Annotated in this window: 16 protein-coding genes; 10 read left to right on the top strand and 6 right to left on the bottom strand. The window is 34.0% G+C overall.

Annotated elements, in window-relative coordinates:
• Positions 1 to 51: 51 nt before the first annotated feature.
• The 6 genes from gyrB to dnaA all read right to left on the bottom strand — a co-directional run bounded on the left by gyrB (position 52) and on the right by dnaA (position 6,585).
• Positions 52 to 1,977 carry a DNA topoisomerase (ATP-hydrolyzing) subunit B gene (gyrB, locus tag ACFOZ1_RS08085; RefSeq protein WP_390198251.1) on the bottom strand — a complete coding sequence of 642 codons (1,926 nt, stop codon included), beginning with the start codon at positions 1,975 to 1,977 and terminating at the stop codon, positions 52 to 54.
• 56 nt (positions 1,978 to 2,033) lie between these two features.
• Complete coding sequence (gene remB / locus ACFOZ1_RS08090) at positions 2,034 to 2,321, bottom strand: extracellular matrix regulator RemB (protein ID WP_390198254.1); 288 nt, start codon at positions 2,319 to 2,321, stop codon at positions 2,034 to 2,036.
• 13 nt (positions 2,322 to 2,334) lie between these two features.
• A complete protein-coding gene (gene recF, locus ACFOZ1_RS08095; RefSeq protein WP_390198257.1) occupies positions 2,335 to 3,447 on the bottom strand; it encodes a DNA replication/repair protein RecF in 1,113 nt (370 codons plus the stop codon).
• 30 nt (positions 3,448 to 3,477) lie between these two features.
• A complete protein-coding gene (yaaA, locus tag ACFOZ1_RS08100; RefSeq protein ID WP_390198259.1) occupies positions 3,478 to 3,696 on the bottom strand; it encodes a S4 domain-containing protein YaaA in 219 nt (72 codons plus the stop codon).
• A gap of 219 nt (positions 3,697 to 3,915) precedes the next feature.
• Positions 3,916 to 5,058, bottom strand: a complete 1,143-nt coding sequence (dnaN, locus tag ACFOZ1_RS08105; RefSeq protein WP_390198261.1) for a DNA polymerase III subunit beta — start codon at positions 5,056 to 5,058, stop codon at positions 3,916 to 3,918.
• A gap of 174 nt (positions 5,059 to 5,232) precedes the next feature.
• Complete coding sequence (gene dnaA, locus ACFOZ1_RS08110) at positions 5,233 to 6,585, bottom strand: chromosomal replication initiator protein DnaA (protein ID WP_390198264.1); 1,353 nt, start codon at positions 6,583 to 6,585, stop codon at positions 5,233 to 5,235.
• 660 nt (positions 6,586 to 7,245) lie between these two features.
• On the opposite strand from dnaA, the gene rpmH reads away from it, so the two are divergent.
• From rpmH to ACFOZ1_RS08160, 10 genes are all read left to right on the top strand, one after another.
• Positions 7,246 to 7,380 (top strand): 50S ribosomal protein L34, encoded by a 135-nt coding sequence (rpmH, locus tag ACFOZ1_RS08115; protein ID WP_390198266.1) that lies wholly within the window; start codon positions 7,246 to 7,248, stop codon positions 7,378 to 7,380.
• 93 nt (positions 7,381 to 7,473) lie between these two features.
• Positions 7,474 to 7,815 (top strand): ribonuclease P protein component, encoded by a 342-nt coding sequence (gene rnpA / locus ACFOZ1_RS08120; RefSeq protein WP_390198269.1) that lies wholly within the window; start codon positions 7,474 to 7,476, stop codon positions 7,813 to 7,815.
• A 92-nt stretch (positions 7,816 to 7,907) separates the two neighbouring features.
• A complete protein-coding gene (spoIIIJ, locus tag ACFOZ1_RS08125; protein ID WP_390198272.1) occupies positions 7,908 to 8,699 on the top strand; it encodes a YidC family membrane integrase SpoIIIJ in 792 nt (263 codons plus the stop codon).
• On the top strand, positions 8,696 to 9,316 hold the full coding sequence (gene jag / locus ACFOZ1_RS08130) for an RNA-binding cell elongation regulator Jag/EloR (protein ID WP_390198275.1): 621 nt from the start codon (positions 8,696 to 8,698) through the stop codon (positions 9,314 to 9,316). Before spoIIIJ ends, jag begins: the two co-directional genes overlap by 4 nt.
• A 270-nt stretch (positions 9,317 to 9,586) precedes the next feature.
• The gene (mnmE, locus tag ACFOZ1_RS08135; protein ID WP_390198277.1) at positions 9,587 to 10,963 is read left to right on the top strand and encodes a tRNA uridine-5-carboxymethylaminomethyl(34) synthesis GTPase MnmE; all 1,377 of its coding nucleotides are present in this window, start codon (positions 9,587 to 9,589) and stop codon (positions 10,961 to 10,963) included.
• 29 nt (positions 10,964 to 10,992) lie between these two features.
• Positions 10,993 to 12,885: a tRNA uridine-5-carboxymethylaminomethyl(34) synthesis enzyme MnmG gene (mnmG, locus tag ACFOZ1_RS08140; protein WP_390198279.1), complete on the top strand. Its 1,893-nt coding sequence runs from the start codon at positions 10,993 to 10,995 to the stop codon at positions 12,883 to 12,885.
• Positions 12,886 to 12,907: 22 nt separating this feature from the next.
• The gene (rsmG, locus tag ACFOZ1_RS08145; RefSeq protein ID WP_390198281.1) at positions 12,908 to 13,624 is read left to right on the top strand and encodes a 16S rRNA (guanine(527)-N(7))-methyltransferase RsmG; all 717 of its coding nucleotides are present in this window, start codon (positions 12,908 to 12,910) and stop codon (positions 13,622 to 13,624) included.
• A 309-nt stretch (positions 13,625 to 13,933) separates the two neighbouring features.
• Positions 13,934 to 14,812: a nucleoid occlusion protein gene (gene noc, locus ACFOZ1_RS08150; protein ID WP_390198284.1), complete on the top strand. Its 879-nt coding sequence runs from the start codon at positions 13,934 to 13,936 to the stop codon at positions 14,810 to 14,812.
• Positions 14,813 to 14,996: 184 nt separating this feature from the next.
• Positions 14,997 to 15,758 carry a ParA family protein gene (locus ACFOZ1_RS08155; RefSeq protein ID WP_390198287.1) on the top strand — a complete coding sequence of 254 codons (762 nt, stop codon included), beginning with the start codon at positions 14,997 to 14,999 and terminating at the stop codon, positions 15,756 to 15,758.
• On the top strand, positions 15,751 to 16,590 hold the full coding sequence (locus tag ACFOZ1_RS08160) for a ParB/RepB/Spo0J family partition protein (RefSeq protein ID WP_390198289.1): 840 nt from the start codon (positions 15,751 to 15,753) through the stop codon (positions 16,588 to 16,590). Before ACFOZ1_RS08155 ends, ACFOZ1_RS08160 begins: the two co-directional genes overlap by 8 nt.
• Positions 16,591 to 16,602: the final 12 nt, after the last annotated feature.

Below are 16,602 nucleotides of genomic sequence, written 5' to 3' on the forward strand. Positions count from 1 at the left end.
ACCTCCTATTCATTACAGTATATCCTGCAATGATTGTCACTAAATTAGCGACTATATATCTAAGTTTTTTACATATATAGCATTATCTTGAATGAAATTACGTCTTGGCTCTACTTTATCGCCCATTAACATATCAAATACATGATCTGCTTCAATCGCATCTTCTAAACTTACTTGTAACAATGTTCTCGTATCTGGATCCATTGTTGTGTCCCAAAGTTGTTCTGCATTCATTTCTCCAAGACCTTTATATCGTTGCAAGCCTGGCTTAGGTTGTGCTGGTAATTCTTTCAGTAATATATCTAATTCTTTGTCATTATACGTATAGTGCACAGATTTTCCTTGTTTTACTTGATAGAGTGGTGGTTGTGCAATATATATATATCCATAATCAATTAATGGTTTCATATAACGATAGAAGAATGTTAATAATAATGTGCGGATGTGTGCACCATCAACATCTGCATCTGTCATAATAATGATTTTGTGGTACCTTGCTTTTTCAATTTCAAAATCTTCTGCAATTCCTGTACCAAGTGCTGTAATAATTGTTCGAATTTCATTATTCGACAATATTTTATCAAGTCTTGCTTTCTCTACATTCAAAATTTTTCCTCGAAGTGGCAAAATAGCTTGGAAGTGACGATCACGACCTTGTTTAGCCGACCCACCTGCAGAGTCACCCTCTACAATGTACAATTCGCTAATTGTTGCGTCTTTAGAAGAACAGTCCGCTAACTTACCTGGTAGATTAGAGATTTCCAATGCGCCTTTTCTACGTGTCAGTTCTCTCGCTTTCTTCGCTGCAATTCTAGCTCGTGATGCCATTAGTCCTTTATCCACAATAATTCGTGCTGTATTTGGATTTTCAAATAGAAATTTTGAGAATAGTTCACTAAAGGCAGCATCTGTAATTGTTCTAGCTTCTGAATTTCCTAATTTGGTCTTTGTCTGTCCTTCAAATTGAGGATCAGGATGCTTGATGGAAATAATCGCAGTTAATCCTTCTCGTACATCATCGCCTGTTAGATTCGGATCATTTTCTTTAAATAGATTATTTTTTCTAGCATAATCATTAATGACACGCGTAAGACCTGTTTTAAAACCAGATTCATGCGTCCCACCTTCATGTGTATTAATATTGTTCGCGAAAGAATAAATATTACTAGCAAAGCCATCATTGTATTGCAGTGCTACTTCTACTTGGATATTATCTTCTTCTTTTTCCGCATAGAATGGTTCATGCAACACTTCTTTTGTTCGATTTAAATGCTCTACATATGATTTAATTCCGCCTTCATAGTAATACGTCTCGCGTTCTTTTTCTGGATTTCTCTTATCTTCAATAGAGATAGTTAATCCTTTATTTAAGAAGGCAAGTTCTCTTAAACGTGTTGCTAATGTATCGAAATTATATTCGATTGTTTCTGTAAAAATCTCCGGATCTGGCTTAAAATGCGTGCGTGTACCTGTTATGTCTGTTTGACCAACTACGGATAAATCATTGTTAGGCTTTCCTCTATTAAAGCTAATATGATGAATTTCACCATCACGATGCACATACACTTCTAATTCAGTAGATAGCGCATTTACAACAGAAGCACCTACACCATGTAGACCACCTGAAACTTTGTAACCTCCACCACCAAACTTACCACCAGCATGGAGTACTGTCATAATGACTTCGACAGCTGGACGACCAGTCTTTTTCTGAATACTAACTGGAATTCCACGACCATTATCCACAACGGTAATGCTATTATCTTCTTCAATGTATACTTCAATATGATCACAGTAGCCTGCTAATGCTTCATCAATACTGTTATCGACAATTTCCCATACTAAATGGTGTAACCCTTTTTCATTTGTTGATCCTATATACATACCCGGTCTTTTTCTTACTGCTTCTAATCCTTCTAATACTTGTATCTGATCGGCATCATATGCTTGTTCTACTTTTTGTTCTTCTATTGCCATTACCTTTCACCTACAATCTCTTAATTTACTATGGAAATAGGAATACACTAGCTCTCTCAAGCTTCTTCGCTATGTTCAGAGTAATCTTCTAATTTACTAATTGTTGCTATCATACTTGCTCGTTTTTTTAGTGTTAGTACAGATAATGGGCTGTAATACACTTTTTCATTTGTAATTACAATCGATTTTGTATTTGTTTGGTTATATGCAATGACTTGCTTTTTCTCTTTTACTCCTGTTAGCATCTCTTCATTGATGGTGGAAGAGTGCATCAATTGGTAATCTATTATCGCAATAACTTCTTTCGACTGAATAACATGGTCATCGCCAATATGAATAAACATCTTATCCCTACTTTTATCTTGATATTTCTCCAGCGCGTACTTGGAATATCTCAGCTTTTTTTAATGTCGTATGATCAATACCGTCTACACTTGTTGTCGATACAAATGTTTGTACTTTTCCTTCAATGGTATCTAACAAATGTGATTGTCTATAATCATCCAATTCACTTAATACATCATCAAGTAACAAAATTGGATAATCTCCAATTTCTTGATGAATTAATTCAATCTCTGCTAATTTAAGAGATAGTGCTGTTGTTCGTTGTTGACCTTGTGAACCGAATGTTTGTACATTTTTATCATTTACATAAAAAATTAAATCATCTCGGTGTGGACCAATCAGTGTTGTTCCACGCTCGATTTCTTTTGCCTCATACTTGGCAAAATCATCGATAAATTGTTCTTTTAATTCCTTACGATTATACGTTTCGTTTGCACTTATCGTCGTATCATAGTCAATTCGCAAATTCTCTAGTCCTCGACTAATCCCCTTATGTATCGCTTCCGCCCATTTTTGGAGATCCCTTAAGAATAAATAACGTTTCTCAACGATAATTGCGGCATGATCAATTAATTGCTCTGTTAGGACATGAAGCATTGTATACTCTTTTTGCTGCTTCCTTTGGAGTTGTTTTAATAAGTGATTTCGTTGCTTTAGGATTTTTACATATTGGCCTAGATGATAGATATAGACAGGTTGGATTTGTCCTATTTCCATATCAATAAAACGTCTTCGTATTTGAGGACTTCCTTTTACTAAATTTAAGTCTTCTGGTGCAAACATTACAATATTCAGTGCACCAATATAATCACTGAGACGTCGTTGTTCTAGATGATTTAATTTTGCCTTTTTACCTTTATTCGTTATGGAGATTTCCATAGGGAATTCACGGTTGCGTTTCAACACACTACCTTCTATTTTAGCATAATTTTTGCTCCATTGGATTAATTCTTTATCTTTTGTTGTACGATGTGACTTAGAAAAGCCTAAAACATAAATAGACTCCATTAGATTTGTTTTTCCTTGTGCATTCTCTCCAATAAACACATTGACTTTGTCATCAAATCTAATGGATAAATCCTCGTAATTTCTATAATTTGTTAAATGTAGTGATTTTATATGCATAATTAGAGTTTCCCTCTCTATCTCTCCTGACTAGTCCAATTGTGTGACAGTAAATGCTCCGACATCTTCTACTTCTACAATATCACCTGGATATAGTTTACGACCGCGGCGATTTTCTACTTCTCCATTTACTAATACACCAGTTTCTTGAAGGAACACTTTCACCATTCCTCCAGATTCTAATATATTCGCTAATTTCAGAAATTGTCCTAATTGTATATATTCTGTATTGATTTCAATATTTTCCATTTTAAAACACCTTCTTTCTGACTTTCTTGATCCGTTCTATCCATACTTTAGCAGTATTGCCTTTCTCTCTATATTACTAAACATTTCACATTTAGAAAAGCAAAGGGGGATGATTCCTGCTTATTTCTCTACTATTTTCTCTGTGGGAATAATATTTGGGAAGATATTGATTGTTGAATGAAGAGAAAGAGGAACAATTCAACTTGTCCCTCTTTCAAATTAAAATGTTCGAACAGGTAAGATTAATTGTAATAATTGATCATGTTCTGTTGGTTTGATAATAAATGGACGCATTGCACCAGTGAATTCAATTTTCACATTGTCTGTTTCCATTATTTTTAATGCATCAATCATGTATTTGGAACTAAAAGATATCTTTAATTCTTCTCCATCAATTGACTCTACTGTTAATTCTTCTTCTACTTTACCTATTTCAGGTGAATTACTAGAGATTTCAATTGTTTGGTCATTGTTTGTTTGTAATCGAATCACATTGTTATGATTGTCCTTTGCAAGTAGAGAAGCACGATCTACTGCTTGTAACAATTGTTTCGTATTTGCGTGAATCACTGTTTTGCTTTCTTCAGGAATTAGACGAGATGTTTCAGGATATTTACCATCTAATAAACGAGAAAGGAAGTATAAATATTCTGTCTGGAATGCAATTTGGTTATCTGTAATGCTTATTTGAATCTTCTCATCTGTATCGTCTAAAATTTTGCTTAATTCATTTAAACTTTTCCCTGGAATGACCACTTGACTTGTAGGAAAATTAGAAAATTCTGTTTCCAAAGGGACATTACTTGCAGCTAATCTATGTGAGTCTGTTGCAACAAACTTTAGTTGTCCATCTTCTGCTCGAATATTTACACCAGTTAATATTGGTCTTGTTTCAGATGTGGAAACAGCAAATACCGTTTGTTTAATCATATTTTTCAATAATGTAATTGGTAATTCAAAACTTGCGTCTGTTTGAATTTGATTAATTTGAGGATATTCCTCTGGATCTTGTCCATTTAAATGAAATTCCGCATGGCCTGATTGAATCGTTACTTGTAATTGTTCATCTGATTCAATTTTCACCGTATCTTTAGGTGACTTACGAATTATTTCAGGAAAATACTTTGCATGAACAATAATTTCTCCTTGCTCAATTTCATCAATGTATTGAATACCTTCTTCTTCTAATGGAATAAATGATTCAATTGTAATATCAGAGTTGCTTCCAGTTAACTTGATACCTGTTTCTTTTGCGTGTATTTTTAATCCAGATAAGATGGGCACAGCTGTTTTGGAAGAAATCGCTTTGGTTACATGTTGAATACTTTCCATTAATTTATCTCTGTTGATAATGACTTTCATTTTAATCCTCCTTGAGGAAGTATAGTATATATTAATTATTAATAAAAAAATAGTAGTAATAGTAATAGGGTCTGTGATTATGTGGATAAGTTCATTTTTGTTAGAATTCTATAAGTTATCCAGATGTGGACAACTTGTTGATGGAAAGGTTAGTGTTATCCACAGTTTTCACAGTCACATAGATTTCAATTGTTCAATGATGGATTCAATATCTTTATTCAGTTGTTGGTCAGAACTAACTAATTTCGATATTTTTTCGTGTGCATGAATGACAGTAGTATGGTCTCTACCACCAAATTCCTCTCCAATTTTCGGTAAAGAAAAATCTGTTAATTCTCTAGATAGATACATGGCAATCTGTCTTGGGTATGCAATAGATTTAGTTCGTTTTTTTGCTGAGAATTCTTCTAACTTCACATTATATCTTTTCCCTACGACCTCTTGTATATGTTGGATTGTAATCACTTTTGGTCTTGAATTTGGAATAATGTCTTTCAGTGCTTCTGCAGCTAGTGATGCATCAATGTCCTGATTCGTTAAAGATGAATATGCTACTACTCGAATAAGTGCGCCTTCCAATTCTCGAATGTTTGTATCAATTTGGTTTGCAATATAGAGCATGACTTCATTCGGAATATCTAATCCTTCTGCTTTTGCTTTTTTACGCAAAATTGCAATTCTCGTCTCTAAATCTGGTGGTGTAATATCTGTAATTAAGCCCCACTCGAATCGAGAACGTAAGCGATCCTCCAATGTTGGTATTTCTTTTGGTGGTCGGTCACTAGAGATAATAATTTGTTTGTTTTCTTCATGTAATGTATTAAATGTATGAAAAAATTCTTCCTGTGTTTGTTCTTTTCCTGCTAGAAATTGAATATCATCTATTAATAGAACATCTACATTTCGATATTTATTGCGGAAGTTAACTGCTTTATTGTCACGAATGGAGTTAATAAACTCATTTGTGAATTTCTCTGATGATAGATAGACAACTTTTGCATTTGGATTATGATCTAACACATAATGACCAATTGCATGCATTAAGTGTGTTTTACCTAATCCAACTCCTCCATAAATAAATAATGGGTTATAGGCCTTTGCCGGAGCTTCTGCTACAGCAAGAGATGCTGCGTGTGCGAAGCGGTTTCCTGATCCAATAACAAATGTTTCAAATGTGTACTTATCATTTAACATCGATTTCGGAGAGCTATCGTTAGAAGGCTTGGAAATCGTTTGTTTCTTTTCAATATTGTTCTGTTCCATTTCTAATGATTTTGTTGATTCTGGAATCACAAATTTAACAGATAATTTCGCACCAGTTATATCATACAAACCTTCTGCGATAATATGTGTGTATTTGGATTCTAACCAATCTCTCGTAAATTCATTTGGCGCAGAAATAATGACAGTATCCTCTTGTATTTGTTCAATAGTGGTATTTTTCAACCATGTATCATAACTTGGTTTACTAACCTTTTCTTTAATATTATCTAGCGTATTTTGCCAAAGATCTGTTATGTTTTCCAAGTTCGTTAGACCTCCTTTCTAGATTGTTCCTATATATATAATGATTCTTTTTAATTGTGGATAAAATTATAGCGACAAAAAAGAGGAAAACTTCACAATTCTAGTTTTCCACAATCATGTGTATAACTTATTTAACAAGGTGTGTATGGTTGTCCACACATTATCCACAATCTGTGGATAGTTTATTATCAAAATCATTTTATTCACAATTAGCAAACAAATACATATTATCAAAAAAACACGATAATTGCAATGTTTTATATAGAGTTATCCACAAAGTTGACAAGATGTGAGTATTTTTTATCCTCATGCATAGAAGATGTGAATAATTTGTCGATAGATAGGAGATAACTGTCGAAATAGGAGAATAACTTATCCACAAAGAAAACTGCTATATAACAGTAGGATAAGATTGCTGTTATATAGCAGTTAACTTTTTGTATAAAAAAATATAGATTTTAGAAAGCAAAGAAATTTACAACTTAACATTGACTACTAGAACAATAAAAAGTATAATGAGTAGGACTGTCTAATCGATTGCTATTTTATACTATTTAATTAATGGAGTAGTATAAGTAAAAAGAAGGCTTTCGCCATATAAAAAGAGAGACTTGGATTAAACCAAGATAGTTTAAATTTCCTCAGGGAGGTGCATATATAATGAAACGTACATTTCAACCAAATAATCGTAAACGCAAAAAAGTTCATGGATTCCGTGCGCGTATGAGCACAAAAAATGGACGTAACGTACTTGCTCGCCGTCGTCAAAAAGGTAGAAAAGTATTATCTGCATAGACCACTGATTATCTCAGTGGTCTTTTTCTTGATAAGGATAGTATTTTCTTCAAAATGAAGTTTTGTTATAATTATTGGAGGCTTATTCTCAATATGAAAAAGTCGTATCGCATTAAAAAAGATGTAGAGTTTCAAAAAGTATTTAAACAAGGCGCTTCTTTCGCGAATCGTCAATTAGTTATATACTACTTACATAAAAATGATCAACCTCATTTTCGAATCGGATTATCAGTAAGCAAAAAGGTAGGGAATGCAGTAGAGCGCAATCAAATTAAGCGCTATATTAGACAAGCATTTACAGAATTACAATGTGAAATAAAAAACGAATATGATATGATAATAATTGCTAGAAAACCTGTAAAAGCATGTAATTATCATGAAGTGAGAAGAAGTGTAGAGCATCTTTTATTTAAAACAAAGTTATTAAATAAGTAATTTTTATGAAATAATCACATGATAGTAGGTATTAGGAAGTAATTAATGATAAAATAATCTGAAGAAAATGTAGTGATTTAAGGAGGATATTTATGCGTAAGAAACTCCTGTTATTAACAGGCTTACTAGGTGTTGTCTTATTGCTTTCTGGATGTACAGAAATAGATCAAGACATCACAGCTGAAAGTGAAGGAATTTGGAATTCATTCTTTGTTTGGCCACTATCTCGATTAATTGTAATGGTAGCGGAATTTTTCCAAGCAGATTATGGATATGGACTAGCAATTGTACTTGTAACGATATTAATTCGTTTAATTTTATTACCTTTAAATATTAAACAAGTGAAAAGTTCAAGAGCAATGCAAGAGATTCAACCAGAATTACAGAAGCTACGAGAAAAATATAGCTCTAAAGATCAACAAACTCAACAAAAGCTACAACAAGAAACAATGCAATTATTTCAAAAGCATGGTGCGAATCCATTGGCAGGGTGCTTACCTATTATTGTACAAATGCCAATTTTACTTGCATTTTATCATGCAATCTCGCGTACAAGTGAACTAGATGGCCACCATTTCTTATGGTTCCAATTAGATAATCCAGATCCATATTATATTTTACCAGTTCTAACAGCAGCATTTACATTTTTGCAACAAAAGTTAATGATGTCAGGAATGCCTAAAAGTGATAATCCTATGATGGCACAAATGTCCATGATGTTATATATTATGCCGATTATGATTGGTGTATTTGCAATTTTCTTCCCAGCAGCGTTAGCTTTATACTGGGTTGTAGGTAACATTTTCATGATTCTTCAAACACTTTTAGTTACAAATCCTTTAAGAAATAAAGGGAATGAAACTGCGGGAGGAACGAAAAAGTGAGACAAATAACTGCTACTGGACAGACAGTTGAGGCAGCGGTCCATTCCGCATTACAGCAGTTAAACATCACAGAGGACCAAGCAGCAATTGATATTATTGAAGAAGGTAAAAAGGGATTATTCGGATTATTTGGTTCCAAACAAGCGATTGTGAAAGTAACCAAAAAAGATAATCCTGTCGAGAAAGTGACACAATATGTCGAAAATATTGTAAAAGAATTTGATCATGACATACATGTAAAGACAACAGTAGACAATACGACAGTGACAATGGAACTAAGTGGCGAGAAAATTGCTGTATTGATTGGAAAAAGAGGACAAACATTAAATGCATTGCAATATTTAGCACAATTAGCAATCCATCAATTCGCTGATAAATATTATACTGTTATTGTTGATGCAGAAGGATATAGACAACGCCGTAAAGAAACATTAATTCAATTGGCAAATCGTTTGGCAGATCGCGCGATTCAGACAAATCGATTTGTAAAAATTGAGCCAATGCCATCGTATGAAAGAAAGATTATTCATACGGCATTACAGCACAACAAAAAGATTACGACAGATTCAGAAGGTACAGAACCAAATCGATATGTTGTCATTAAACCAGTTAAATAATTTAGCAAAGTAATGGTTAGTTTAATACTAGCCATTATTTTTTTGTGCTTGAAAAAGAAACCAAATCGTGTTGTGGATACAAAATAACACATAAAGATATCAACATGTGGATAAGTAATAGAAAGATTTTTCTATATTTTTGGTGTGGATATCTTTTCAATCTATAGTTTTGTGTGCTATTCTAATAAGTTAGGTGATAGTTTTTTTGTGGATGAAAAAGAAGCAGTGCTTTTTAACATAGAAAATAGCGATTTATGGAGGTGAAAATAGATGGATAAAGATACAATTGCAGCGATATCGACACCGATTGGCGAAGGGGCTATTGGGATTGTTCGTTTGAGCGGGGATGAGGCAATCGAGTTTGTCAATCCATTATTTGATGGAAAAGATTTAACTACAGTAGAATCACACACAATCCATTATGGAAGATTAATCGATCCTGTAACAGAAGAGATGATAGAAGAGGTAATGGTCACTGTTATGATTGGACCAAAAACTTTTACAACAGAAAATGTAGTAGAGATAAATTGCCATGGTGGTTTAGCATCTGTGAACCGAATATTAGAATATGTATTAACAAGAGGGGCAAGGCTTGCAGAACCTGGTGAATTTACAAAACGAGCATTCTTAAATGGACGGATTGATTTATCACAAGCAGAGGCTGTCATGGATTTAATTCGAGCAAAAACAGATAAAGCAATGAATGTGGCATTAAAACAATTAGATGGAAAACTATCCAAACTTGTGACAACTCTTCGTCAAAAATTAATTGAGACAGTTGCACATGTCGAAGTTAATATAGATTATCCGGAATATGATGATGTCGAGGAAATGACCAATAACATGTTGCGTGAAAAGACAGAAGAAGTAGCGGTAGAAGTAGAGAAATTGTTAAGCATGGCGAGACAAGGTAAAATCCTAAGAGAAGGGATTGCGACAGCGATTATTGGCCGCCCAAATGTAGGGAAATCTTCTCTGCTAAATGCATTAGTCCAAGAAACAAAGGCAATTGTTACAGATATTCCGGGGACGACACGTGATGTAATTGAGGAATATGTCAATATTAAAGGTATTCCATTAAGACTTGTAGATACTGCAGGAATTAGAGAAACAGAGGATATCGTCGAAAAGATTGGTGTCGAACGGTCACGACAAATGTTAAAAGAATCGGATTTAATTTTGCTTGTATTAAATAATGGAGAAGTATTGTCTGATCAAGATAGACAATTGTTTGAAGCAGCAAAAGGTTTAGAATATATTGTTATTGTTAATAAGACAGATTTAGAACAAAAATTGGACATCGATGAAGTAAAGCAATTAGCAGGAGATAAGAAAATCATTACAACTGCTTTAATTGAAGATAAAGGAATAAATGAGTTAGAAGACGCAATTGCCGCAACATTCTTTGCTGGAGATATTGACAGTGGTGATTTAACATATGTATCGAATGTAAGACATATTCAATTATTGCAACAAACATTGAATGTACTAGAAGATGCAAATCAGGCAATTGATGCGAATATGCCGATTGATTTAGTTCAAATTGATGTGACTCGTGCATGGGAACTATTAGGGGAAATTATAGGTGATACGGTTCAAGACAGTTTGATTGATCAATTGTTCTCCCAATTCTGTTTAGGTAAATAAATGAAAAAAAAGAAAGAAGGAAATCAGCAATGTCAACTTATGAAGCTGGTCAATATGATGTAATTGTTGTCGGAGCAGGTCATGCTGGAGTAGAAGCGGCGTATGCGGCTGCTAGACGCGGCGCAAAAACACTTATGTTAACAATGAATTTAGATATGATCGCATTTATGCCATGTAATCCATCGATTGGTGGTCCAGCAAAAGGAATCGTTGTAAGAGAAATCGATGCACTTGGTGGATTAATGGGGAAAGTAATTGATAAAACATATATTCAGATGCGTATGTTAAATACAGCAAAAGGTCCTGCTGTTCGTGCATTACGTGCACAAGCGGACAAGCCGTTATATATTCAAGAAATGAAGAAAACATTAGAAGAAGAGCCCAATATTACGTTACGACAAGGAATGGTGGAAAAACTTGTTGTAGAAGATGGGAAATGTACTGGTGTGATTACAGAAACAAAAGCATTGTATCGTGCCAAAGCTGTCATTATTACTACAGGTACGTTTATGCGTGGTCGTGTGATTATTGGTGATATTTCATATGAAAGTGGTCCAAATAACCAACGTGCGAGTGTCAAGCTAGCAGAAAATCTAGAAGAACTAGGTTTTGAACTAGTCAGGTTCAAGACAGGAACACCGCCACGTGTTGTTCATCATACGATTGATTATAGTAAAACAGAAATTCAACCAGGGGACGAGAATCCACAACACTTTTCTTATGAAACAACAGAGGCAATTACAGAACAAATCCCTTGTTGGTTAACACATACAAATGAAAGAACACATCAGATTATTAATGACAATTTAGGTCTATCTGCAATGTATTCAGGGATGATTAAAGGTACTGGTCCTAGATATTGCCCATCTATTGAAGACAAAATTGTTCGTTTTCATGATAAGCCTCGTCACCAAATTTTCCTTGAGCCCGAAGGAAGAAATACGGAAGAGGTATATGTGCAAGGATTATCGACATCTTTACCTGAATATGTACAGAAGGAAATTTTAAGAAGTATTCCAGGTTTAGAAGAAGCAGAAATTATGCGAGCAGGTTATGCTATCGAGTATGATGCGGTCGTGCCAACACAATTATGGCCAACACTTGAAGTGAAAAACATTGAAGGCGTCTTTACAGCAGGTCAAATCAATGGAACATCTGGTTATGAAGAAGCAGCAGGCCAAGGTATGATGGCAGGGATTAATGCAAGTGCGAAAGCATTAGGCAAAGACTCGTTAATTTTAGATAGATCCCAAGCATATATCGGTGTATTGATCGATGATTTAGTAACAAAAGGCACAAACGAACCATATCGATTATTGACATCTCGTGCAGAATACCGTCTTTTATTAAGACATGATAATGCAGACTTACGCTTAACAGAAATCGGCTATCAATTAGGTACCATTCCACAAGAGCGTTATAATCGATTTGTACAGAAAAAACAGTTGATTGAAGAAGAAAAGACGAGATTACAAGAAATTCGTCTCAAACCAACAGAAGAATTGCAAGCATTGATGGAAGAAATCGGCGGAACAAAATTAAAAGATGGCATCTTAGCATATGACTTATTAAAACGTCCTGAAGTGACTTATGATATCATTGACAAAGTATGTCCAAGTGAAAAAGAATTATCCCAAGAAGTGAAAGAACAAGTAGAAATTCAAATTAAGTATCAAGGCTATATTTCTAAATCGAATCAACAAGTAGAACGAATGAAGAAAATGGAAAGTAAGCTAATACCTGATGACATTGATTATGATGCGATTAGTGGTATTGCTACAGAAGCAAGAGAGAAATTGAAGAAAGTTCGTCCATTATCTGTAGCTCAAGCGTCTCGTATATCAGGTGTGAATCCTGCTGATGTGTCGATATTACTTGTCTACATTGAGCAAGGGAATATTGCTAGAGTATCTAATGATTAAATAGAGAGGAGCAACTTGATTCATGAATGTTGCTACATTTCGAGAAAATTTATTGGAACAAGGGATTGAGCTATCTGATCACCAGATAGCTCAATTTGAAACATATTACGAGATTTTAGTGGAATGGAACGAAAAAATGAATTTAACTGCAATTACAGAAAAAGAGGAAGTATTTGCAAAGCATTTTTATGATTCTGTAACGGCAGCATTTTATTTTGATTTCACGCAAGATATTCATTTATGCGATGTCGGAGCAGGGGCAGGGTTTCCGAGTATTCCATTGAAAATTCTTTTTCCACATATCCATGTAACCATTGTTGATTCTTTACAAAAAAGGATTACATTTCTAAATCATTTAGCGGCAAATCTCGGTTTAGAAGGGGTATCTTTTTATCACAATAGAGCAGAAATCTTTGGTCAAGACGAACAGTTCCGTCACAAATTTGATGTAGTATTAGCAAGAGCTGTTGCTAGAATGACGGTATTGAGTGAACTTTGCCTGCCATTAGTCCGTACAAATGGTGTATTTATAGCAATGAAAGGTGCCAATGCACAACAAGAATTGGAAGAAGCGGAAAATGCATGGGATCTTTTAGGTGGTACTATTGATAAAGTGCATTCTTTTTCTCTACCAGAAGAAAGTGGAGATAGAAATATTATTATCATGAACAAAAAAAGAAAGACACCGAAGAAGTTTCCTCGAAAACCAGGTGTACCAAATAAAACACCATTACTATAATCAAAGATAGGTTCCTTATTTTATACATGAAGTATGTAGAACTTTGCTAGAGAAGGATAGGGAACAATTTACTATCTTGTGACATTTCATAGATTTTCATAGATTTTACTACCTTATTGCCAATTAATTGTGATAAAATAGTAATACAGATGATATGTGCTATGTTCCACGTGAAACATACGGAACATAGGCCGGCTTCTTTGACTTGCTTTGTATAAGAATAAAGCAAGTTTTTCTACGATTATGTTTGTAGTACTTGATGAAGAAAATGAATGTGTTAGGTGAAGATTATGAAGGTGGTGTTTAAGTATGTTACACCCATTTGGTCGTCTATTTGGTATGGGGGAGAAAGTAGAAGAATTAGAGCAGTTAGAAGAGATAGAAGTAAAAGAGGGAAAATCCAATCGTGATGAAGTCATCTTTCTTCCAATTGCAAACATTCAAGCAAATCAATATCAGCCTAGATCCATATTTGATGAAGAAAAAATTAAAGAATTAGCGCAAACATTACAGACTCATGGGTTAATTCAACCAATTGTTGTAAGGCCAGTAGAGAATAGCGAAGAGAACTTTGAAATCATTGCTGGTGAACGTAGATTCCGAGCTGCAACGAGTTTAGGTTGGGAGACAATTCCTGCAATTATACGTGAGATGACAGATAAAGAAACGGCTTCTGTTGCGTTAATTGAGAACTTACAACGAGAAGAATTGACAGTAATAGAAGAAGCAAAGGCATATGAGAAATTAATTGAGTTACATCAATTAACCCAAGAAGCTTTAGCTCAACGTTTAGGAAAAAGTCAGTCAACAATTGCAAACAAAATGCGTTTATTAAAACTACCTGAAGCTGTTCATCAAGCAATCCTAAATAAACAAATCACAGAACGTCATGCAAGAGCACTTATTGTTTTAAAAGAGGAAGAACAGCAAGTAAAGGTATTAGAATATATTATCGAAAAAGAACTTAATGTGAAACAAACAGAACAATATATTGAACGAATAGTCAATAAACCAGAGAAACCTAAAAGACCTAAGTTAAAAGGGGTTAATAAAGATATGCGTATTGCAATGAATACAATTCGTCAATCTTTAGATATGGTTTCAGAAACAGGAATTGATTTAGAAACAGATGAGCAAGACCTTGAGGATTACTATCAAATCACAATTAAAATCCCTAAAAAGAAATAAGTACATTCACCCATCTTTAAGAAAGATGGGTGAATTTGTGTAGGAAAGCCTCCTGTAATGATTTTGAAATATAGTAACAAAAAAATATTATTCTAATAATTTTGTCGTAAAAAGTAAAAATAAATTGGAGTAATGATATAATAGAATAGAAATTGTAAAAAAGACGCAAGAGGTAGGTGACGTCATGGGGAAAGTAATTGCTATTGCAAATCAAAAGGGCGGAGTAGGTAAGACGACTTCTTCTGTTAATTTGAGTGCATGTTTAGCATATTTAGGCAACAAGATTCTTCTTGTAGATATTGATCCACAAGGGAATTCAACAAGTGGATTAGGTGTAAATAAAGCAGATGTCGATGCATGTGTATATAATATATTAGTAGATGATAGTGATGTAAACGATGTGTTAGTAGAATCGAAAGTTGCTAATTTAGATATTATTCCTGCGACGATTCAATTAGCAGGAGCAGAAATCGAATTGGTTTCTACTATATCCAGGGAAATTCGCTTAAAAAAGGCGATTGACAGTGTAAAGGACAACTATGATTACGTAATTATCGACTGTCCACCATCATTAGGTTTACTAACAATTAATGCACTAACTGCAGCAAATTCCGTTCTAATCCCAGTACAATGTGAATATTACGCATTGGAAGGGTTAAGTCAATTATTGAATACGATAAGACTTGTTCAAAAACACCTGAATCAAGATTTAGCAATTGAAGGTGTATTGTTAACAATGCTTGATGCAAGAACAAATTTAGGTATACAAGTTATTGGAGAAGTAAAGAAATATTTTCAAAATAAAGTATATCAATCCATTGTACCTCGTAATGTGAGATTAGGAGAAGCACCAAGCCATGGACAACCAATCATAACATATGATCCTAAATCAAAAGGTGCAGAAGTATATTTAGATTTAGCGAAGGAAGTGATGGCCAATGGCTAAGGGTCTAGGTAAAGGTTTGGATGCATTTTTCTCAGATATGGATACAAATAAAGAAGAGACGATAGAAGAGATTCCTTTATCAAAATGTCGCCCGAATCCATATCAACCGCGTACAGTATTTGAAGCCGATGCAATTGAGGAATTAAGAGATTCCATTGAGCAACATGGTGTATTGCAGCCGATTATTGTGAGAAAAAGCATTCGCGGATATGAAATAGTTGTAGGAGAAAGACGTTTTCGTGCTGCAAAAGAAGCAAATTTAAAAACCATTCCTGCCATTGTAAAACAATTAACAGATGAAGAAATGATGGAATTTGCTTTATTAGAAAATATCCAACGAGAAGACTTAACACCAATTGAAGAAGCACAGGCATATGATCGCTTAATGAATGAATTAGGTATTACTCAAGAAACATTATCACAACGATTAGGGAAAAGTAGATCACATATTGCCAATCTAATTCGACTGTTAAGTTTGCCTAAGGAAATTATCGCGAAAATTAACCAAGGTAGCATCTCAATGGGACATGGAAGAGCTTTATTAGGCTTGAAAGATAAAGAAAAGATGATCCCATTAGCGAATAAAATTGTAACCGAAAAGCTAAATGTTAGACAAGTAGAGACATTGATTCAAACATTAAATGAACAAAAAAAGCAAAAAATAGAGAAAAAAGAGAAGAAGGATATTTTTATCCAAGAAAAAGAGAGCCAATTAAAAGATTACTTTGGAACCAATGTAAAAATTAATAAAGGGAAAAGAAAGGGAAAAATTGAAATTGAGTTTTTCTCTGAAGATGACTTAAATCGCATTTTAGAAAAAATGGAACAATAGAAGTATAGATGG

This window comes from Gracilibacillus marinus (assembly GCF_042651725.1).
Classification (GTDB): Bacteria; Bacillota; Bacilli; order Bacillales; family Amphibacillaceae; genus Gracilibacillus; species Gracilibacillus marinus.